Consider the following 19,946-nt stretch of genomic DNA (forward strand, 5'->3'; position numbering starts at 1 on the left):
GCCGTTCATGTGGCATTTCGACGCCACCGAGGACCCAGCAACCCGCCCGGTTGAACCTCCAGAGCAGGCGCGAAGGGAGGACAACTTGGGCTAGACCGCCTCACGGGTCGCTGTTCAGACACGTTGTTCCGCACACATACACTGTCAGGTCGTTCGCTGGCCGTGGAATCCGTTTGTATCGTCATATTCGGCGAGCCAAGTGTTAGTGACAAGGCACAGTCGCACCATTAGCGACAGATCCGTGAGCAGAAGCGTCGTTTCTTCGCCAGTCCACCGGATCTCGGGAATCGCATCCTCGATCCGCTGGCTAGGCTCACCGAGCGAGCCTGTCAGCACCGCGGTCATATGATTAAACACATTGCGCACTTCGGCCCTGCCAGCCGCGTTATCGGCCGACAGGGTGGTCACTGCGACCTCGATGCGCTCAGCATCCCCATTATTACCGATCACGTCGCATGTGCCCGCACCGAGCCCAGCATCGAATCGGACCCAGTCGGTCGACTCAATGATCGGATCCCGCCAGAGAAAATCCACCAGCAGGTTCATAAGGTCGTCCATGCGCCATGACCAGACCAGTGATTGCAGCGTAGCGGCCAGATCGACAATTTCTACGTCGCTATACGTTCGCCATGCAGCCACAGAAGCGTCGCTGCCCGAATCGGAACCTGCCATCGTCAGCTCTCCCGTATCAAGCCGGTGCGCGGCAGTTCAAATTTTCGATTACCGGCGTGCTCGTTCCACGCGTCGTATACAAGGTGGTCCGGGGTCGCGACCCGATAGGCATCTCGCAGTCCGGTCACGATCATCGACGCCAGTCGCCGATACGCATCCGAGGTGGCGGGCCACCGCAGCTCATACCACCAGTTGTCGCAGTGGTCGGGGTCCGGCTGCTGCCAGCCAGCGTCTGCTATGAGTCGCGCTCCGGCAACTCGGACCTGCACGTCCGGGTCCAGTGAGTCGTCACCCGGCAACTCGGCCCAGATCATGTCATCCAGTTGCCGGAACTGTGCAAACCGCCGACGCTCTTTCTGTCGCTCGATCTCGTCGATGATCACCACAACTCCAGCGGGCAGCGACTTCAGATGCTCGGTCAGGCCTTCCTCGAACTCCACCCAACTAGTCATATCAATCCCTGTTCCTGCAGCTCGACCGTCTCATCGTGGAGGGTCAGCCATGCGTTGGTCACCAGGAACAGTCGGACTGTGGCTGACAGGCACATCAACCGCAGCGTTGTTTCCTCAGCAGCCCAACGAATCTCGGGAAGCTCGCCAGGGATCCGGCTCGAGGGTTCGCCTAACGCGGCGGTCAAAACGCTAGTCGTCCAGGCAAACATATCAAGCACTAATGTTCGACCAGCGGCGTCTTCTGCCGCCCGCGTGGTGATGGCCAGTTCGACGATCTCCGCTCGACTGTCGCGGCCGTGAACCCGGCCGCTAGCCATCCCGAGTCCGGCGTCGAGGATGACGGACTGGGGCCTGACACTCTGTATCTGCCAACCAAACTGGCTGGCTAGCTCGGGTACATCCGACATCTGCCACGACCAGTCCAGCGAAAGCAGCCGATTCGCCAGCTCTACGATATCGGCGTCACTCAGCGCTCGCCACTCTGTCATGACATCACCTTACGTTCAACACAATCCGAGTAGCCGCTTCCTCGTACGATCCGAAAGGCACTTGCCGTCACCGAGCTGACCGCAGGCCGGACCGATTCCTTTCTGTAAAGCATAGAAGATCCTCTCGAATCCACGTGCATTCCAACCATTTCTATTACGAGATCGACTGTGCCACATGGTGCGAGCGGGCACAACACATCAGCCACCGAATAGCGGCGCTGCCCGGCGCCTATCGAGGATATCGTGGACACTGCCTCTTTCCGCATCAGCATTTCAGTCTCAACGCTCTCGATATTGGTCGCGTTCGCGTGCCCGATCAAGTTCTGGACCACGGCCACGCATCCGCAACTCCTCAGCAGTGGGTGGTGTTTGAACAACTTCGTGGGCAGGTACGCCCTGCCCAATTTGAGCCAATCGAACCACTGCCGCGCTCTCGATCGACAGACCCCGTTGGATATTTTTTGCGGCAGCCGCTAGGCGCACAGCCTCCGAGTTGTACGGAACGAGTACAGGTTCTCGACCTGGCAGCTCAAAAACGAATGCACCCCTCTCCCTGTCGAACCTACTCGGTTGATGTTCCAGCCTCAATAAATATGCGCGAGCGTCAAAGGCGCCCTCTCGGCCCTGCGGAACCCTCAATGCAGGATTATATTCGACGATATTATTATGCTGCTGTACGACCTCCCGCGAAACGGCTTCCCTGGCCTGCTCTATGGCTTGTACACGGTCAACATCCAGAGACTGGGCAACCTCTTGCCCCAGTTCAGGCGTCAATCCGATAGCCTTCATCGCGCGTGCTTCGCGTTCGCGTTCAGCTGCTACCGCTTGCTCAGCACGCTCAACCGATTGATGAGCTTCGAGCAGTCTGACCAGATCGGTTCCCGCCCCTTGCTCCCGCTCTCCTTCCAACTGCATGACCTTATCGACTGCCTGTTGCAGAAGCTTTTCACGGTCCTGCACCTGCTGCGGGTCTCTGGTCGCAAGCACCTTCTCAGCCACAGCGGCAACTATTTCCCGATTTCCTACTTCCAGGCTCGCCGCAATTGCACGATCACGGTCGACTATTTCGACCGTCAAAAGATCTTTAGCGACTTCCTTCAGTTGCGGGTCAATGTTAAGGTTCTGCAAGATATCGAGGCTACGCTGGAATTCCCAGTCCTCCGCCCTACCTAGATGCTGACCTGCCGCGAGGAGTTCCTTGCTTGCCTGGCCAGGATCCTGTCCGAGAGTTTCTCTAGCCCTTTCCATCAATTCGAGCGCCTGGGCTCGCAGCTCCGCCGGTTTGCTGCCCGTGACGGCCATCTCCCTCGCGAATTCGACAGCTTTGAGAACAGCTTCACGGTCACGCGGGTCCAATGCTTGCAATAGTCTTGCTCGCTGGTCCTCCATCGCTCGTGCCATGGCTTGTTCCAGCGCTTGCGCCTCGGGGGTTCGAACGAGGTCTTGCGCTCGAGCTTTATCGATACCACCGATGACATCAAGTGAGAACGACTGTCCGTCACGTTCGAGGTTGAACCGCGAGACGGTGATCGTTCCGTCGCGAGAGACGTGGACCAGGTTGTATTCGACTCGAAGAGTGCCCTCAGCGTGGGCGCGCAGCAGCTGATCGCGAGCCTTCAACAGCTGCTGCCCTTCCGGGCCGTTGGGGTCAACGCCGCGCGCACGCATTTGCTCGGGTGTCTCCGACAGCAGGCGCGCGAGATTCTTTTCTATTGCCGCAGTGCGCTCGCCATACTCAGGTGTGCCCTGCTGGGCGCGCCCTTTCTCGGTGTCGGCAGCACCTAACGGCGATGAACCGCCCTTGCACTCTTCGAGTATGAGCGTGGGGTGCGGGTTGTCGGTGAACGAGATGACATCAAACGTGTCACGCCCGTCAAAGGCGCCTTCGAACGGCGTCAGCAGCACAGCGTCCGGCCGGTCGGTCGCATGCGCGATTCCACCCACTTCCCCCAATTCTTTTGAGGTGTTCACCATCTCGGTACCAAGCAGGTTGTATTTGCTCGCGTTGTCCGTCATTTCGTACAGCCGCTCGAGCTTGGCAAGCTTCGCTTGGTCATTAAGTGACGGATCGTTGGCTATGGCCGTTTCTCGGTTTTCAATGAGCCCGGGGATCTTCTTTTCGCTCAACTGATCGATCTTTTCGAGCCCGAACTCTTTCATGTGCGCTTTTGCCGCAGCACTGGCGGCTGCACGATCAATTTCTTGTCGTGCCGCCTGGCCCACCAATTCGTCCAGCTTGCCTCGACTGTTCGGGTCGACCACCTCATACGGCTCGGCCGGGCCCTTGTCCGACAGGAAGGCGATATCTTCCCTGACCGCAGGATCGGTTACCCAGCTGCGCCCCTCTCTCAGCTGGAATGTCTTGTCCCGGTACGTACCGTCTCGATCGCCGAGGCGATGCCACTTACCATCAGGGTCTCGGTACGAGTCGGCGCGATCTCCTGGCTTGTGCAGCAGCCCGTCATCGCCGCGGTGCATACCCGGTGGGATGGCCTGATGTCCGTGTGCGGGACTTGACGAATCCGGTGCAGATTGCCCAGGCGTATTCGTGCTCCCCGAGCTGTCGGGCTGTTGTCTGTGATCTGATTCGTTCGAGGGGTCGTGGGGGTCGCCACCAGTTCTATCGGGTTCGCCAATGCTGTCGCGGCCTGATGGCGCAATTTCCGGTGCGTGTGATGGCGAAGGTGCCGCAGGGCCATCGGGTGTGGGCCTCTGTTGGCCTAGTACTCGAGGGTCCCCTGGTCCGGCCAGGTCCCGTCCACGCGGCTGCGCATCTCCGCCCAGGCGACTGCGTTCGCTGAGGTGGTGTCTGTCGGTTGGTAGGACAGGGTTTGCTTGTTGATCAGCAGCCGGTGTTCGATGCTCGGTTCTGGTGGCTGCGTCATCGATTGCGCTTCGATCTGGTATTCGATCTGTTGTGGGTCTTCCTGTGTCCGTTGGATGTTCACGCGCCACCTCGGCGGGTACACCTGGTCGCCTTGGATCGGCTGACCCGTCCGTATCGCCTCGTCGTACATCTGCCCGATCACGTGCGGTGGCAGACTCGAATGCGCTGTCACTACTCCGGTCTGGGCGTTGATCACGTAATTCCCAAGGCCGAGCCCCCTCCCCTTGGCGGTCTCCTCCGGTGTCAGCACCTTCCGACAGACCCACCCGTGCTCGATCTTCAGTATCCGGAACTCTCGAGTCGTCGGGAAGATGCGCGCCAGATACTGTTCCACTTGCTCCTTGGTGTGAAGCTGTTCTGGCACTGCTCGTACCTCCAGGGTCATTTGCCATGAACCACAACGACGTTGAGTTCTCGGATAGATTCGCTGGCGGCGTATCCGACATCAGCCGCTGTTGCGGATCCCACCATACGGGTCCACTAGCGTCGCGCGGGTAGACGATCAGTGTCGCGTGCCCACCGTCGATTTGTGGAGATCCGTCGGGGTGGTAGAGCAAGTCGCCGGTGTTCAGGTCGCGGGCGTGCCATTCATTGATGATCAACGCCGACGATCCCGGTCCCAGGTGTGCAATCCAGTCGTGCAGTGCCGTGAACTGCTCCGAGATGGTTTTGCCCTGGTTGTCGAAGTCCTGCCATTCACCGCCCAGCCAGTCGGTGGCTCGCTCGATACCGCCTTCCTCGCCGTCTGTGCGGTCGAGGGTTCCGTCGGGGAGCACATCGGGCCATCTCGGCGCACCGACTTGTGGATCACCGTGGAAGGAGGACAGACCAGCCAGAGCGTCTTCAATGCAGTTGTTGCTGCGGCCGGGCTCGCCGGGTCCGCCGTCGTTGATCAGCTGACCGTAAGGGTTGGTGCGTGGGTCGGCGGCGACCAGGAATCGATTGCCGTCGCGCAGCGCGTCCTCGACCGCCGCCTGGAATGCTGGATCCTCCAGGGCCTTGAGCCGTCCGATGCCGATCTCACGAGTTTCGGGTAGGTCGTGGAATCGGGCGGCGGTGTTTGCGCGGGCGATGTCATTGCTGATCTGTCGCAGGTCTGCCGAGTCGAGACCTGGCGGGTGACCGGTGTCAGCGGGCAGGCCGAGCTGGTCTCGGAGATGGTTGGCGAGTGTCTCGGGGTGGGCCTCAGGGTGCCAGGTGGTCGGACCGGCTGGCCCGTGGTCGACGTTTATGTGGAGGTGGGCGTCGGCAGGATTGTTGGTATGGACGACGTCGACCAATAGTCGATCACCGCTGAGTAGTCGCTGACCGTTGTTGAAGGCATGATCCACACCCACCTGCGCGCGTTCGAGTACGTGGCGTAGTTCCTGCGGGGGTATGTGGTCGCCTGCTGAGAGGTGCACGCGGACCGCGACCACCGCTAGCGGGTCATTGGGGCGGTCGGTGAACCGACGGATCTCGTAGGCCGGAGTCGCGTTGGCGCGGCCACGCGGGGCGACTGGCGTAATCAATCCGTCTTCAGGTGCTTGGTGCCGGTAGAACTCGCGTTGGTCGCGCGCCTCGGTCCCCTGCGGCGAATCTGGGTCAGCCGGTTGGCGTTCGATGGGAGCGCCGGGATTCCGCGGCGGACGGCCGGGATCGTGCGGCGGGTGTGCACCGGGTGTTGCAGCGTCGGGTGCGACGCTCCGGGAAGGCGTTGGGCCCGTCTCGTGTGGAGCAGTTCCGCGCGGGTTGGTAAACCACTCGGGCGGACGGGAGTTTCGTACGTGCCAATTGGGGTCGAGGTAGCTGGGCAGCAGTGGCTGCGTGCCCGTGTACGGATCTGGCGGCAGCACGGCGGTGGGATCGTATTCAACCGGACTGTCGTCTACATGCGGGCGGTCAGGACCTAGCTGATCCGGCCGATTACTGGCTGGAATCTCCGGAGTTCGCTCTCGGGGCAACTCGCGGATGCTGGGCCCGTCCGGAAGACGCGGTTGGCTAGACGACTTGGGTAGTTGCGACTCGCGCGGGTGGTCCGCCGAGCGTCCCGGCGCGACAGGCGAGTTCACGCGTGGGTCATCCGGGCGCAGGGAACTGACGTGTTCGGTTGGGGGGCGCCCTATTTCGGGGCCGTGGCGCACAGCAGTGTCTTGGCCTGCTCTGCTGGTCTCCGGACGTGTACTACCGGTTTCGTTCGGTACAGGCTGTCGCTGGTTCGGCTGTGGTTCAGCATGGTGAGGGCCGGACGAGGGTCTGTCGGAATGTGGCTGTGGCCGATCGGTATTCGTTTGTGGGGCGCGGTCGGCCTCGGGACGTATGGGCGCCACGGCGTCGGTTCGGGCAGGTGAGCGGTTCGGCGGCGTTGGGCCCGGGCGAACCGTGTCGGATGGTTCGGGTCGAGCGGGCTGTGTCACGTCCGGGCGTGCGGACTGCGGTTGATCTGGTCGCGTGCTAGTTCTGGTTTCCGTGCGAACGGGCTGATTCAGCTCGGGTCGCGTTGGGGCAGGAGGCGTTTCCGGACGCGCAGGGGTGGGCGGGGTTGCGGCCGGGGTCGACAAGCCGGGCGGAGCTTGGTCGGAGGGGAGGCTGTGGTTGGGGGTGCTAGACCGGTGAGCCCCTTCAGAATGGGGTGACGTCGGCGTGGCGAGACTCGCGGCCGATGGAGCACTATATGTTGGATTTGCAAGTGTTGAGGGAGCGGCGGCGGTCGAGGTCGAGCTCTCGGGTGGGGTTGTCGGGGCCGCGGAGGGATCTGGATGGCTCGACGGTGTGCCGACAGTCGGCGCGGTCGTTTGCTCGATACTCGTTGCGTTGGCGACAGTTTCGTGCGGAGTCGAGGTCGAAGCGCTCGGGCTCTGTGTCTGGGCGTTGGTGTTGTCCGCTGCCGGGTCCAGTGAACGTGGTGGTTCGGCGTTGGGTGGGTGGAGGATGGTTTCGATGTTCAGCGAGCCGTGGCCGGTCAGCTTCGTCGAGCCATCAGGGAGAACTTCGGTTCGCAGGCCGTCGGAATGAATCGGGGCATCAGAAGTCGATGGCGGCAACGCCTCGTGTGAAGATGCAGTTGGAGTAACGCCGTGATCGGTCGGCGCCGGGGTCGGCGAGTCCGGATGGTTGGAATGGCTGTCGCTGTGCGTGTTCGGCTGTAGTGCCGAATCATGTTCGGTCCCAACCGATGTCGTAGCCGGGCCTTCGTGTGTGGTGCCCGAAAGGTTTTGGGAGGTCGTTGAAGCTGGTGCGTTGTCGTGCTGAGTTGGAGCAGAGCTATCGACTGTGGGGTTGCTGTCTGTCGATTTGGTATCGGCCACAGTTTCGGGCACATCAGACTTTTCAGGGCCGATGAGCTTGTCGGTATTGATCGTCGGCCGGTCCGCACTGGTCGTTGTCGTCGGCTTCTTGTCACTGTCGCGCGGCGCAGTCGCGGTGTCGGGTTTGGCTTCCGGTGCGTGACTCACGTGCAAGGCGGACATAGAGCTACCGGCCGCCGAGGCCGTGATCATGTTGGGTGTGAATTCGAACTTCCCGCCGAACGGGACGGTCGCCGCGGTGCCTGCGGTGAAAGCAGCTGTGCCGACCGCTGTGTCGACCCCGGCGGCTACCGTAGCTTTGGTCACTTTGGAACCGGCGGCCTCGACGGCCTGCGATCCAACCCCACCGGCACCGAGCCCTCCGCCAAGTCCGCCGGCGACGGTGCCAGTCAGCGAACTCAACCCGATCTGCTGCCAGTCTTTCGCATTCAAACCGTCACGATGACCCTCTAAGACTTGAAGTCCTCGAGCACCCAAATCCACGCCGCCGGTCTGCAAAAGCCCCAGTCCCGCGCCCTTCAATGCGGCTCGGGCTGCGGCTTTGGCCGCCTCACGGGTCAGCATCCGCTGAATCAACTCTCGGATGATCATCCGGATCGTGACCTGCGCGGCCACTCGCGCTCCGATTTCGGCCGCAGCCGCGACCGGTGCGAGGACCACTGACGCCGCGGCCGCCAACGCCCAGATCATTTGCGCGGCAAAGATAACCAGCGCGGCGATGATCATGTACTTGGTGTGCTCGATGTCGTTCGCACCGTCATCGAGGCTGCTGGCAAGAGATTTGCTCTGTTTGATCAACCCAGGCAACGCACCTTCGGGCCCGTCCAGCTGCGTCCAGAAATCCGCTATCGAATCGTGGGTCTGGCCGCTGTCGAGTGCGGTGAGGACATCGCGGATCACATGCTCGGTGTCACCTTCGACCTCACCGAGAGCTGCTTCGAGATCACTCCACGCGCTGGCGATCCTTCGCATGGCGGTTTCATCGCCCTGCGGCCAATCACCCGCTCCGACAACCCATTTAGCGACCCACTGCAGCTCGCCCGGAATCTCGATACCCATGCGTCAGGTGATCTGATTGGTCTTGGCGGCGTTGGCCAGGTCTCGGGCCTCCAGGGTATTGGCGGTGATCACGACGTTGTCACCGACACGCTCGATCACTTCAGCCAACCGATCAGTCCCTTTCAGCGCGGACTCCGCACCGGGCACATAGTCTTTGGCGAAAGACTCGCCGATCTCGTCGGCTCCCCAGCACTTTCCTTCCGCATCGATCACTCGATGCAACTGCGCTGCTGCGGTTTTCACTCTGTCGCAGATGTCATCGAACCGAGGATGGGTGGCACGCAACGCCTCTGGATTTGCCCTCAGGTCCGTCATGGACGCTCATCCAGGTAGGAGCGATTGCGGTAGTACTCGTCCTCTTCTTCCTCGTCTAGCACCCGTCGTTTCGGCTTGGGCGGCGAGAGGTTCTCGGATTTGGAGAGCATTGAGCCGAACAGATCTTTGATGCTGGGGGCGCCGGGAACGAGGTCGGAGAGGTCAGGCATTTTGTCGGCGGCACCAGTGATCGGTGCGAAAGCTCGTCGCGACTGCTCGGCGGCCAGTCTGGCCGCGATCTGGGCGGCCTCGGCTACTGATCTACCGAGTTTCTCGGGTGTGGAACGTCTGAACGCATCGGCAACCATGTGTACTTCGATCGGAACACCCGCGGTGTTGCTCACTACCCGAACCAGCTTGTCCGACGACCATGCCTCGGCCGTCATCTTCGCCACCTGGGCCTGGACATCGGCGAAATCGTGGCGCTGCTGCTCGAAGGTCGCCAGCATCGACTGGACCTGCTCGCCCAACCCTTCGCTACGTGCCTCTAACCCGGCCTTCTCACTGGCGTCCATCTGCGCTCCCGTTCCGAGATTCGGTCCGTCAATCTACTCGACGCACTCGAGCCGCATTCGGTTCCGTTCTGGCTCATTTATTTTGGCGTGCGCCCGCGTGTCGTCAGGTTCCGGCGTGGCTGGCAGCCGTCGACACGGGCGCCTACCAGGTCTCGTCCTCGTCGGCACGAAGGCGTTGCAGCGCACGGTCGATCCACGCGGTGAAATGAGCCGACAGCTCCTGTGCCGTGACGGGACGGACGCTGATTTGATCTCCGCTGCGCCGTTCGAGGTAGCGGCCGTCATCGGTAATGTCGTGCCACTGCAGTACATTCCACGGCTGCGAGACTGTGTTGATGGGGCCTGTCAGCAGACCGGCGCTGCCGCCTCCGTCGGCCGGGCGCTGCAGCAACCGTTGATACTGTTCGCGAGGGTTGCCGCGCGACGTTTCCTCGAAATGACCAGTGCGACGAGGCTGGAGATCTCCGACGTGGAAGGTGGCGGGTTTCTCCCGGCCGGGTTCACGAGCTGGGATCGACTTCGCGATGTGCCCTGGTAGATCCGCGGGCCGACACATCCGGAGCCTGATCGGACCGTCCAGATCGACGGTGGCGGTCTGAGTCAGCGTGACTGCGTGATAGGGGTTTCGGGCGCCGACGATTCGATACATCCGCACCCTGCCGTCGCGTCCTTTGTGTTTCATTGTGCCACCAAGGATTTCAATACGCATGTCCGAAGTGGTCAGGGTGTGCACGGCGAGCTGGATCCGCTCCATCTCATCGCGGGAATAGCGGTTCCGTACCGCAACGGCATGGGCCGCGAACTCGTCGCGCAGCACAAAGCTGCTTTGATAGTGCAGCGGATTGGGGAAGCGGTCGTTGGCGTCGCTGTACCAGAGAGCAGCGAAGTCATCGGGGTCCCAAGTCCATTCATGCATTCAAGATCCATTCAGTCACGCTGGAGTTCCGGCCGAGGGGCATGCGATCGACTGTCGCTCCGATAACCACCGATGCATATGTGCCGGTCATCGACAGCGACGTACGTAGCCTGGTTCAGGTACGGCTCTCGGCAAGTAGGAATCAGATGTCAGTCGACTGGTCTGCCGAGTCAGCACTCGTGTGCTCGTCCTCTGCGTACTCGGGGTCTACGCCGATCAACCCTCCTGGCAAGGTTCTCGGTGTCTCCCCCAGCAGCTCATCGGTATTCGCTTGGTTGATCAGGTACTCGGGAATCTTGTGTGTTGACTCCTCGTCGGACTTGCCGCGCCCGGCTCCGCCCATTCCAGGTGCCATCCCCGGCATACCGTTGGCACTGCGGCTCGCGGCAGCCGCAGCTACGGCAGTCGGGTTCGAACTTGGGCTAGGGGTGCCTGGCATGCTGCGTCCCGGTGCGGCAGTGCGACTTTCAGGGCCGACGGGAACTCCGAGTCCAGGGGTATGCGAAGTACCGGAGGTGGTGCTGCTCGGCACCGTTTTGGGCTGCTCGCCGGGATGGGGCGTGCTTGGATCCGTGGTCGTCGGGTTGTAGCCGCTCGGTGCGGTTTGGGGGTTGGCAGGGTTCTGCAGTGATGTCAGCTGGTCAGCGCGCTTGTCTTGCGTACTGGGCTGGTCCGGCTTACCGTCGCCGTCTTTATCGTTGGGATCAGCAGTGCCTGTGGGATTCGACGACGTACCGGGATTCGCAGGATTCGATGGGTTGCCGCCGGTGTCGATGCTTGGGTTCGTTCCAGGGCCGGGTGTCGAAACATCCAGCGGTTGGGTCGGATTCACGCCAACCGGCAGTACCGGCACCTGGGCGTCATAGCCGGAGAAGCGGGTCACGTAAATGTTGTTCATAGCGTCGCGGGCGCCGTGTTCGGCATCGTTGCGCGAGCGCTCTTCTTCCGCGGCGCGCGGAGGCCAGATGTTGGCAGTCCACGAGTGGTCGGCATAGCCCGGGATCGCGTTCCGTGTGTCTACGATCGCGCCAGCCGAGTCGTTGATGTTGTTCGACAGCTGCGTCAGCGTCGGCTCCAGCTTGCGGGCGTCATCGGTGTATCGCTTCAATGCGTCCTTTGCGGCGTCGGCCGCCGGACCTTCCCACGCCTGGGAGATCGAACTGATCACCGAACGCGCGAATGTCTCCACACCTTGGTCCCACGCGGTGGCCGCATTCGAGTACTGCACCGCCGCGCTATAGCTGTTGTGCGTGTTCAGCCCCTCGAAAGCGTTTTTGATCTCCTGGTGCGACCAAGCGCCCGTGTACTCCCCGCTGCCCGGGATCTGTTTCGGTTCGTTCTGCTGCATCCGACGGCCCTCACTCCTTCGCGAACGGCATCGAGAAGACCCGCTGCGGAGACGGGGGCTGGGGCGGCAATGTCGCCTCCAGCTCGCGGTAACGCGCACCCCACTCGGCGTCTTGCTGGCTGTAGCGATCGCGGATCGCACGAAACATGTCCTGGATATCCTCCACGACCTGGTAGTGAGACTCCATCACCTCGTACACGCCGTTCTGCGAGCCTCGCGCTTTCTCGCGGTAGCGCTTCACCATGGTCTTCCCCGAGACCAGATCTTTGCCACCGTTGCCTTGGTAGTGCTCGCCGAGACCCCACGTGTCCTGCTGCGCGATATCGGTCATCGTCTGCTGGATGTCCCTGATCCTGTCCTTGAAGAACTCACAGTCGCGGTCGACGTAGACGAACTGCTCGGGATCCATCCGCACCTTGAGCCGACCCTCGCGCGCCTCGCTGACAAGATTGGCCAGCGGACGAGGCGGCTTCTCCTCATCGCTCATGGTTTACGTTCCCTCCCAATGAGATTCGATCCGCATCGCCGCGGCTACGCCGTCGCAGGCAGAGTTGACGCGACTTTCTCCGCTAGAGAGCGGGCGAGCTCGCACGAGTCGATACTCCCCGTGTCTCGGTTCGACGGCGGATTGTTGAGATTGAACTCGAGGCTGCCACCCTTCATCTCCACGTCCACCGTGCACGCTTCCTTGATGTGGGCGCCATCGAACTGACGGCTGGAGATTGCCCGGCGCCCCGCGATGGTGAACTCTTGGGTCTCTGGGAAGTTCTTGGCTCGCACCATATCGATGGTCAAGTTTGTCGTCCGGATACTCGCCACGTATCCGTTCGATCGACCATATCGGCACCCACGCCACTTGATCCCGCCATCAGCGTCCGAGTCGGCTTGCCCCCTCGCGGTGAGTTTCTCCGAGGCCAGCACAGCATCAGGGATGTCTTTGCACGGGTCGTACCCCCGCGGCACATCGGCCGCAATCGAGGTCCCAACCGAACTTGTCGAGCTGCCTGTAGAACCAGTCCCGCCGTTATCCGAGGGCCCACAGGCGGCGAGGAGCATGACAGTTCCGAATATGAAGGTCGCGGCACGAACTGTGTTGCCACAGCTTGTCATTCAGTCCCCTCGCGGCCGGTGCCTCGGAGTCCCGCACAGGGTCGGACCGGCTTCTCCGCCCCCTAATCAGCTGCTGTGACCGTACCGTCAGCCATATCAGCTCGCAAGCGGCGCGCTCGTGGGTTCAATCGGCCTGAGACCTGCATGCGATCGGGGCGTTTTTCGGCGCACCGCGCATCCAATAGGTGCGTTCAACCACGAGCTCAGCCCTTGTTTTCGGCGCCACCTTGTCGCCGATGGCAGCAGCGTCCGTACTGCCGACTAGTCGGAGGCCAGCCCGCAGATCCTCATGCTCGTAAGTGAGGTTCGAGCTGATGCTGTTGCCCCCTTTCGGATCCCTATCGCCCGCGGGGCAGCCGTCGTCGTCCCGCGGATACCTCCGCTCTCAGGTCTTCATACCCGACTGCCAACTCAGCCAGTCGCTCCCAGGCATTCCACAAGTCCCAATCGGACATGCTCACGAGCGCGGTATAGGCACAAGCCGTGAACTGAGCCAGACGATCAATGACTGCACCCACGGTCTCGGTGTGTAGGTATGCGGCCCCGAGCGCTGGTGGCAACTGTTCATTTACCCAGCGGTCGATGCCTTCGACCAGTTTGGCGCGCTCCTCATCGATCTCTTTCCACGATGCCGTATCCGCTGTCAACCGTCGATCGTGCAGATTGGTGAGCTCCCATGCTGACACCAACAGCGGGTGGTCCTCGTGAATCACTCCGCGGCACGCGGCAAGGACAAGGTTCCTCATCGGCAACGAGCTTTCGGCGCTCACTGCCGACCACCATGTCGCTCGTGTTGGCTCGGACAACTCACGCGAGTCTCGGACAGATTCACCGTTGGTTCGGCGTCAGTGTGAACCGCCCCGGCTTTTCGGCCGCTTCTTTCCTTGTGAAGGATGTGGGCCATGCCCAAGCGTTATCCGATCGAGCAGCGTGAGCGTGCGGTGAAGATGGTGCTGGACCGCCTCGACGGGTATCCGTCGGCGTATGCCGCCTGCCAGGCGCTCGCCCCGAAGCTCGGTGTCCACCCGGAGTCGTTGCGGGTCTGGGTGAAGCAGGCCCAGATTGACACCGGGAAGGCTCCCGGTGTGACGAGTGCGGAGCAGGCGCGGATCAAAGAACTCGAACGCGAAGTCCGAGATCTGAAGGAGGCCAACGAGATTCTGAAAGCTGCCTCGATTTTCTTCGCGCGGGAGATCGACCCGCGCCGCCGGTGATCTGTGCGTTCATCGATCAGATGCGGGGGCTGGGTTTCCGGGTCGATCCGATCTGTCGCGTGCTCACCGAGCAGGGCGTGCAGGTCGCCGGACGAACCTATCGGAACTGGAAAACCGCGCCGGCTTCGGCGCGGACAGTGACCGACGCGCGCCTGACCGACGCATTGCTGGCCACCATCGGCACGCCCGAGGGAATGTATGGGCGCCGCAAGATGACCCCGTATCTGCGCCGCCAGGGCCTCCAGGTAGGGATCGGCACCGTCGACCGACTCATGCGTGACGAAGGTCTGTCGGGCGTGGTCCGCGGCGGCAAACACCGCACCACGATCGGCGGGAAAGGCGCCGGTCATCGCCGCGCCCCGGACCTTCTCGACCGCGACTTCACCGCAACCGAGCCAAATCGCAAGTGGGTCACCGACTTTACTTACGTGCCCACCTGGTCGGGGTTCGTGTATGTGGCGTTCGTGATCGACTGCTTCTCCCGTTCCATCGTGGGCTGGCAGGCCGCCACGATCAAGGACACTGCCATGGTCACCACCGCACTGAGAATGGCGCTGTGGCGGCGCGATCACGATGGTCACGCCGTTGAGGATGGATTGATCCATCACAGCGACGCGGGATCGCAATACACCTCGATAAGATTCGCAGAAACCCTTGCCGCAGAACAGATTGCGGCCTCGATCGGCAGTATCGGCGATGCCTACGACAACGCCCTGGCGGAGTCGACGATCGGGCTGTTCAAGACCGAAGCCCTCGCCCGTGACAGCCCGTTTCTCACCGGGCCACTGCGGGCGCTCGACGATGTCGAGTACGCGACGATGGAATGGGTCGACTGGTACAACAACCAGCGGCTGCACAGCCTGCTCGGCCATATCCCACCCGTCGAGTACGAAGCCGCCTATTACGCTCAACAACAGCCATCCCAGCCGGTGATGACTCAACCATGAAGCCGGCCGGAAAGTGGGGACGGTTCAGTGCATACCATCGATAGCCTCTCTCAAAAACATGTCAGCAGCGCGGATTTCATCGATTCGCTTGTCAGTAACTTTCGTGCGAGGTCGGCCGAATCAGTCGGTCTGCGGGAGCTTGGCCTTCCACGCCTCGATACCCCTACGTATGAGGGTGAGGCGTTGAGGGCCGATCCAGTTCAGGCTGAGCAGGTCATCATCTGACATCTCGGCAAGGGTTGCCATGGTGCGAATTCCATGGCGACGCAGGCGATTTGCTGTCGTCTCCGTCATCCAGTCGAATTCACCTTTGGGCTCGAATTCACCCGCTGACGGAAGGAGATCGCAGCCGTGCCTCGCGTTGTGAATCAATCTCTCGACGCTGGGCTTGAAGTTCCAATCAATAAGCACACCGTCTCGCGAGGAGATCCGCATGTCGACGAGCTTCCATACACCAGAGGTCTTCTCGACAATGGTGGCTTCGTACTCGATACCGGGGTGGCCGTCCAGTTCGAAGGTCGCACACTTGATGCTCTTGCCTGAGCGACGCCGACGCCCCTGCTGGCTGTGAGGTGTAGCGATCTGTTGTTTCATGTTCATTTTGTCCTTTCGTCTATATCTGCACCGGACACGCACTGCGGGGGTGTTAGCTGGTCTTGGTGCCGATTCCGCCGTAGATCACCAGTCGGGTGGCGGGCAGATCGTCGTCGAGCCATTCCTGAGCAGGCACCACACCGGGTTCGATGAGGTCGAAGCCGTCGAAGAACGCCTCGACCTGCCCCAGCGATCGGTACACGACCTGGGATGGGCTTTTGTCGGTGTCGTCCTGCGACTGGGCGATGAAGGTGGGATGGGTGTCGTTGGAGCTATGCGTGATCGCGAGGTAGCTGCCCGGTGCCATCACCTTGCAGAACTTGGCGACGATCCCGCACGGGTCTTCGTCGTCCATCACGTAATGGAGCACGCCGACTATCAGCACACAAACCGGCTCGTCGAAGTCGATGAGCGATCCGGTCTTCAACTGGTCGATGATGTCATCGGGTTGGCGAAGGTCGGCCTTCAACGCCGTCACGCCGGGCGAATGCGCCAGCAGCGCATCGCAATGCGAGTGCACGATCGGGTCGTTGTCGATGTAGACCACGTCCGCCGACGGCTCTATCTTGCGCGCCGTCTCGTGCACGTTGGGCAAGGTCGGGATGCCAGCACCGAGATCGATGAACTGCCGGACACCGGCCTCAGCGGCCATCTCGACCGCCTTCATCAGGAACTGGCGGATGAACCACGCCAGTGTCTTGGTGTCGGGCGCGATGGCTAGCATGCGGTGCGCGATTTCGCGGTCGATGTCGTAGTTGTCTTTGCCGCCGAGCATGTAGTCATAGATCCGTGCCGAACTGGGTACATTCGGATTGAGACCGGGAACGCGGTCCAGATCTGACACGACTGATTCGTCCAATCATTGTGTGGTCGTGAGCAATTCGGTGACGGCCCCTGTCGCAGTGAGGCTCATCGTGGATCATCGCCACGCGCGCAAGGGAATTGGACGTGATCGCGTCGACGGCTGTAGTGCGGACATCCAATTCCTGGGTGATACAGCTGATCGAGCCGACGCCGGAGTTCCAATACCTGCTGAAACAACAGCACGCTCGCGACTAGAGACAGGGCACGAACGATTCGGTCGATCATGAGCGCCCACCCTCTACCGTGCGGAGGGCGAGTACTTCGCTCAGCATGCGAACAATTCATTGAAAGGCGGACGATCGCGGCCCGACGGCGCGGAGATCCAGGTGGCATCAGGACATCCCGGCGTCGGCAGGGTGATAAGGACCCCCTGCATGAGCACGACGTCGTTCTTGGCGAATCTCGATCCGGGACCGAACAAGATGCTCAGCGCGGAATCCTTTGGCGCTGACCCGGTCAGGAACAACCATCGGCTTGTCAGCGACGAGATGATCGGCATCTGCATCCGGTCCGCCAGCAATGCACTGCGGACACACACGCCAAGATGCCTGGGCATCGCCACCACCCGCGCGGCGGCATCCAGACCACCGTAGAAAACGATGCGATCTTGTCGATCGAAGAACGCATTCAGCCCGAACTCACTCTGATATAGGTCGCGGCGTTGCGAAGTCGCCCGCAGTACAGGCGTATTCACTGAATCGATGGTTGAGGTAGCCACTGTCAGACTTCCCCGTCACCATGCTCGGAGCCTTGCCGACTGGCCTCAACCGGCTGGGGTGAACTGCCTTCGCCCCGCTTTCCGAAGCCGTACTTGCCATGCATCACCGCCACAACAACGGCAAGTAGAAGTAGTGCGCACACAGGGATGAGTAGAGACATTGACAAGCCCCTTCGAATTTGAGATGTGGTGTGCAGGAATTGATTTGGCGACGCACTTGCTGACTAGCTCGCGATCTTGGCAATGTGACGCGGGGCGGACAGCCTGGTCGGATCGAGTTTCGGCAGTGGCATGGTCTTCGCCGCCCAGTCCTCCTGCGCCAAACGCCGTCGGGTACGCCAGGTTCGCTGGAGTCGGGCGAACTCGCGCTCATCGCGGCGCCGCAACACCTCCATGGCGGCGAAGAGTGCGACGACGACGGCCATGACTACGACGAAGGCCAGGGTGTCCATAAGGTCCCGCAATTCAATGGATGGTGATCTGTTTGGTCGTCGTCGACCAGGAATGCGCTTAGGCGCGGGTTGTGGCTCTGGTTGAAAGCCGTCAGGAACTCGTTTGCCATGCCCTCGGGGGCGCTGCGGTCCTCGACGATGACGGGCGTGTCCGTGCCCTTGGGCGTGTAGACGAACCGGATGTGTACGACCCGTTCCTTGGTCGGCGGACCATTGTTCTGCGCAACCCCGATTCGTCGTACGCCCCAGACGTACACGGACAACATCGCGGCTCATCGCCGTCGTAATGGCCACAGAGGGCAGCGCCGCCCTCGAGCCAACTCCGTCCATGACGAGTCCTGGAGCGCAAACCACACAGTTTCCAAGGTGGTGAGCCCGACACTGTCGGCGAATTCGTTGATCTTCGCGACGGCATCGGCGACTTCCATCGCCGCTGAGGCTTGGCCCTTCGTGATGGTTCGGCCCGGCAGGAACGACACCACCCACCCACCGAGGCCGACGCTCTTTGCTTGATGCTCAGTCTGATCGCTGACCAGAGTCGAGCCGACTACCCGTACAGACATGGCTATGACCTCCCCCGTCCACAGCTGCGGTAGGCAATAGCGATGGCTAATGCGCCGATGACCGCGCGCGATTGCAGGGTCATCGAGATTTGTTGCAGTAGTGATGGTTTCACGATCAGCACCCCTCGTTCACGATGGAAGTTAGGTGCGCCCAGCCCTTGAGAGCTCCGGGTAGCGGAAGCGGAGCCGTCGCTCCGGGCGCACACTCAGCACACACCCGAGACCTCCAAACCCTCAAGGTTTCGACAGAAACGTTTCAGAAAAAACGTGCATAGTTTTAGTTCGCGGCGCATTCTGGTTTCAGTTGAAACCGCATCCTCCGAAAGGTCGCAGATGGCAACCGACTCAACAGTCGCTCGGCGGCTACTAGGTCTCCAACTTGAGGCACTTCGTGAGGCGAAGGGCATCACGATGCAAGCGGCAGCCGACTCCATATCCATCGGAAAATCGACGTTGTGGAAGATCGAAACCGGTCAGTCCGTCAGGCTCAACCCGGTCCTGCTCAGCCACCTTTGCGACCTGTACGGGGCGAAGCCAGAGGTGACCAAGGTTCTGCTCGGCCTGGTCGAGGAAACCAAGGCCAAGGGCTGGTGGCAGGCGTTCACGGACTCGATTCCGAAAGACTTCGGGTTGTTCGTTGGTCTTGAAGACGCAGCGAATCGCCTGATCTCATACCAAACAACGTTCCTGCCTGGACTGTTGCACACCGCGGAGTATCGCCGAGCTTTGATCTGGACCGAGTTCCCTCACAAGCCTCCGGAGGATGTGGAGCGAATGCTAGTGGTCGGGATGAAGCGCCAAGACCGGCTTACCGACGAGTCCAACCCCATCGCGATGGACGTGTTCGTGGACGAATTCGCGCTGCGCCGAGTCACCGGCAGTACGGAGATCATGGCCTCACAGCTTCAGCACCTGGCGGCAGTCGGCCGACTGCCCAACTTGTCGATACGGGTCATCCCCGCGTCGGCGGGCACGTACCGCGCGTTGATGGTGGGCACGTTCGTGATCCTGGAGTTCCCAGCTCACCCCAAGGCCGAACTGACCATGCCGCCGATAATCTACGTGCAAGGCTTCACTGGCGACCTATACCTTGAGAAGACCGAGGAGGTTCGGCAGTATCGTGAAGCTTGCGCCGACCTCCAGAGGTTGGCACTGGATGAGGCCAAGAGCCACTCCCTCATCAGCAAAATTGCGAAGGAGTACGCGACGTGAACGTAGACCTGACCGGTGCCCAGTGGTTCAAGAGCAGCCGCAGCACCGGAGCTAAAGATTGTGTAGAGGTCGCGTTCCTCGCTGAGGGCAAGATCGGCGTGCGGGACTCTAAGAACCCGACCGGCCCGGCGCTGGTGTTCGCCCCCAGCGAGTGGGCGGCCTTCACCGCGGGCGTGAACGACGGCGAGTTCGACCGCACATAAGCCAAACCGCCAACGGCCCCGCTTCGATCGTGCGTCGGAGCGGGGCCGTTGGCGTGTAGAGCGTACCGGGGGCGTGTCCTCGACCGGTTGCGGGAGAACCATGGCGAGTAGCCGGTGAGACTGCCAGGAT

Annotated in this window: 19 protein-coding genes and 1 pseudogene; 3 read left to right on the plus strand and 17 right to left on the minus strand. The window is 61.5% G+C overall.

The features are described from left to right. Window positions 1-144: 144 nt before the first annotated feature. From OG203_RS11025 to OG203_RS11085, 13 genes and pseudogenes are all read right to left on the minus strand, one after another. Window positions 145-672: a DUF6301 family protein gene (locus OG203_RS11025; protein ID WP_405165571.1), complete on the minus strand. Its 528-nt coding sequence runs from the start codon at window positions 670-672 to the stop codon at window positions 145-147. A 2-nt stretch (window positions 673-674) separates the two neighbouring features. After that, window positions 675-1,124: a TY-Chap domain-containing protein gene (locus OG203_RS11030; protein ID WP_405165572.1), complete on the minus strand. Its 450-nt coding sequence runs from the start codon at window positions 1,122-1,124 to the stop codon at window positions 675-677. Next, window positions 1,121-1,612, minus strand: coding sequence for a DUF6301 family protein (locus OG203_RS11035; RefSeq protein ID WP_405165573.1), 492 nt, complete (start codon window positions 1,610-1,612; stop codon window positions 1,121-1,123). Before OG203_RS11035 ends, OG203_RS11030 begins: the two co-directional genes overlap by 4 nt. Before the next feature lie 279 nt (window positions 1,613-1,891). Beyond that, on the minus strand, window positions 1,892-4,090 hold the full coding sequence (locus tag OG203_RS11040) for a hypothetical protein (protein ID WP_405168218.1): 2,199 nt from the start codon (window positions 4,088-4,090) through the stop codon (window positions 1,892-1,894). Window positions 4,091-4,332: 242 nt separating this feature from the next. Then, window positions 4,333-4,863 carry a hypothetical protein gene (locus OG203_RS11045; protein WP_405168219.1) on the minus strand — a complete coding sequence of 177 codons (531 nt, stop codon included), beginning with the start codon at window positions 4,861-4,863 and terminating at the stop codon, window positions 4,333-4,335. A 148-nt stretch (window positions 4,864-5,011) separates the two neighbouring features. Continuing rightward, window positions 5,012-7,798, minus strand: a pseudogene (locus tag OG203_RS11050) (toxin glutamine deamidase domain-containing protein); the annotation flags it as partial. Between the two features lie 1,050 nt (window positions 7,799-8,848). Then, a complete protein-coding gene (locus tag OG203_RS11055; RefSeq protein ID WP_405165574.1) occupies window positions 8,849-9,160 on the minus strand; it encodes a WXG100 family type VII secretion target in 312 nt (103 codons plus the stop codon). Beyond that, window positions 9,157-9,675 (minus strand): YbaB/EbfC family nucleoid-associated protein, encoded by a 519-nt coding sequence (locus tag OG203_RS11060; RefSeq protein WP_405165575.1) that lies wholly within the window; start codon window positions 9,673-9,675, stop codon window positions 9,157-9,159. The genes OG203_RS11055 and OG203_RS11060 overlap by 4 nt, the downstream gene beginning before the upstream one ends. Window positions 9,676-9,817: 142 nt before the next feature. Continuing rightward, window positions 9,818-10,591: an ESX secretion-associated protein EspG gene (locus tag OG203_RS11065; RefSeq protein WP_405165576.1), complete on the minus strand. Its 774-nt coding sequence runs from the start codon at window positions 10,589-10,591 to the stop codon at window positions 9,818-9,820. A gap of 142 nt (window positions 10,592-10,733) precedes the next feature. After that, complete coding sequence (locus OG203_RS11070; RefSeq protein WP_405165577.1) at window positions 10,734-11,939, minus strand: hypothetical protein; 1,206 nt, start codon at window positions 11,937-11,939, stop codon at window positions 10,734-10,736. A 10-nt stretch (window positions 11,940-11,949) separates the two neighbouring features. Further along, the gene (locus OG203_RS11075; protein ID WP_405165578.1) at window positions 11,950-12,426 is read right to left on the minus strand and encodes a hypothetical protein; all 477 of its coding nucleotides are present in this window, start codon (window positions 12,424-12,426) and stop codon (window positions 11,950-11,952) included. Between the two features lie 44 nt (window positions 12,427-12,470). Beyond that, window positions 12,471-13,049: a DUF3558 domain-containing protein gene (locus OG203_RS11080; protein WP_405165579.1), complete on the minus strand. Its 579-nt coding sequence runs from the start codon at window positions 13,047-13,049 to the stop codon at window positions 12,471-12,473. 338 nt (window positions 13,050-13,387) lie between these two features. After that, the gene (locus tag OG203_RS11085; RefSeq protein WP_405165580.1) at window positions 13,388-13,819 is read right to left on the minus strand and encodes a DUF4254 domain-containing protein; all 432 of its coding nucleotides are present in this window, start codon (window positions 13,817-13,819) and stop codon (window positions 13,388-13,390) included. 132 nt (window positions 13,820-13,951) lie between these two features. Here OG203_RS11085 and OG203_RS11090 point away from each other — a divergent pair. Beyond that, a protein-coding gene (locus OG203_RS11090; RefSeq protein WP_405162070.1) for an IS3 family transposase occupies window positions 13,952-15,210 on the plus strand; the annotation gives its coding sequence in 2 pieces (ribosomal slippage) (window positions 13,952-14,225 and window positions 14,225-15,210; 1,260 coding nt in all). Window positions 15,211-15,330: 120 nt separating this feature from the next. On the opposite strand, the gene OG203_RS11095 is transcribed toward OG203_RS11090, so the two are convergent. The 4 genes from OG203_RS11095 to OG203_RS11110 all read right to left on the minus strand — a co-directional run bounded on the left by OG203_RS11095 (window position 15,331) and on the right by OG203_RS11110 (window position 17,850). After that, on the minus strand, window positions 15,331-15,804 hold the full coding sequence (locus OG203_RS11095; RefSeq protein ID WP_405165581.1) for a hypothetical protein: 474 nt from the start codon (window positions 15,802-15,804) through the stop codon (window positions 15,331-15,333). 52 nt (window positions 15,805-15,856) lie between these two features. Continuing rightward, window positions 15,857-16,648 (minus strand): SAM-dependent methyltransferase, encoded by a 792-nt coding sequence (locus OG203_RS11100; protein ID WP_405165582.1) that lies wholly within the window; start codon window positions 16,646-16,648, stop codon window positions 15,857-15,859. Window positions 16,649-16,933: 285 nt separating this feature from the next. Beyond that, window positions 16,934-17,386 (minus strand): hypothetical protein, encoded by a 453-nt coding sequence (locus OG203_RS11105; protein WP_405165583.1) that lies wholly within the window; start codon window positions 17,384-17,386, stop codon window positions 16,934-16,936. Window positions 17,387-17,610: 224 nt separating this feature from the next. Continuing rightward, window positions 17,611-17,850 (minus strand): hypothetical protein, encoded by a 240-nt coding sequence (locus OG203_RS11110; RefSeq protein ID WP_405165584.1) that lies wholly within the window; start codon window positions 17,848-17,850, stop codon window positions 17,611-17,613. Between the two features lie 884 nt (window positions 17,851-18,734). Here OG203_RS11110 and OG203_RS11115 point away from each other — a divergent pair. Then, the gene (locus OG203_RS11115) at window positions 18,735-19,613 is read left to right on the plus strand and encodes a helix-turn-helix domain-containing protein (protein ID WP_405165585.1); all 879 of its coding nucleotides are present in this window, start codon (window positions 18,735-18,737) and stop codon (window positions 19,611-19,613) included. Beyond that, the gene (locus OG203_RS11120; protein ID WP_405165586.1) at window positions 19,610-19,816 is read left to right on the plus strand and encodes a DUF397 domain-containing protein; all 207 of its coding nucleotides are present in this window, start codon (window positions 19,610-19,612) and stop codon (window positions 19,814-19,816) included. The genes OG203_RS11115 and OG203_RS11120 overlap by 4 nt, the downstream gene beginning before the upstream one ends. Window positions 19,817-19,946: the final 130 nt, after the last annotated feature.

Origin of the sequence: Nocardia sp. NBC_01499 (genome assembly GCF_045040275.1) — a bacterium.
Lineage (GTDB): Bacteria > Actinomycetota > Actinomycetes > Mycobacteriales > Mycobacteriaceae > Nocardia.

What these genes read in the sequence shown, in the direction of transcription:
- OG203_RS11025 (WP_405165571.1), bottom strand. Translation starts at nt 672, where the DNA reads ATGGCAGGTTCCGATTCGGGCAGCGACGCTTCTGTGGCTGCATGGCGA.
- OG203_RS11030 (WP_405165572.1), bottom strand. Translation starts at nt 1,124, where the DNA reads ATGACTAGTTGGGTGGAGTTCGAGGAAGGCCTGACCGAGCATCTGAAG.
- OG203_RS11035 (WP_405165573.1), bottom strand. Translation starts at nt 1,612, where the DNA reads ATGACAGAGTGGCGAGCGCTGAGTGACGCCGATATCGTAGAGCTGGCG.
- OG203_RS11040 (WP_405168218.1), bottom strand. Translation starts at nt 4,090, where the DNA reads ATGCACCGCGGCGATGACGGGCTGCTGCACAAGCCAGGAGATCGCGCC.
- OG203_RS11055 (WP_405165574.1), bottom strand. Translation starts at nt 9,160, where the DNA reads ATGACGGACCTGAGGGCAAATCCAGAGGCGTTGCGTGCCACCCATCCT.
- OG203_RS11060 (WP_405165575.1), bottom strand. Translation starts at nt 9,675, where the DNA reads ATGGACGCCAGTGAGAAGGCCGGGTTAGAGGCACGTAGCGAAGGGTTG.
- OG203_RS11065 (WP_405165576.1), bottom strand. Translation starts at nt 10,591, where the DNA reads ATGCATGAATGGACTTGGGACCCCGATGACTTCGCTGCTCTCTGGTAC.
- OG203_RS11070 (WP_405165577.1), bottom strand. Translation starts at nt 11,939, where the DNA reads ATGCAGCAGAACGAACCGAAACAGATCCCGGGCAGCGGGGAGTACACG.
- OG203_RS11075 (WP_405165578.1), bottom strand. Translation starts at nt 12,426, where the DNA reads ATGAGCGATGAGGAGAAGCCGCCTCGTCCGCTGGCCAATCTTGTCAGC.
- OG203_RS11080 (WP_405165579.1), bottom strand. Translation starts at nt 13,049, where the DNA reads ATGACAAGCTGTGGCAACACAGTTCGTGCCGCGACCTTCATATTCGGA.
- OG203_RS11095 (WP_405165581.1), bottom strand. Translation starts at nt 15,804, where the DNA reads ATGAAACAACAGATCGCTACACCTCACAGCCAGCAGGGGCGTCGGCGT.
- OG203_RS11115 (WP_405165585.1), top strand. Translation starts at nt 18,735, where the DNA reads ATGGCAACCGACTCAACAGTCGCTCGGCGGCTACTAGGTCTCCAACTT.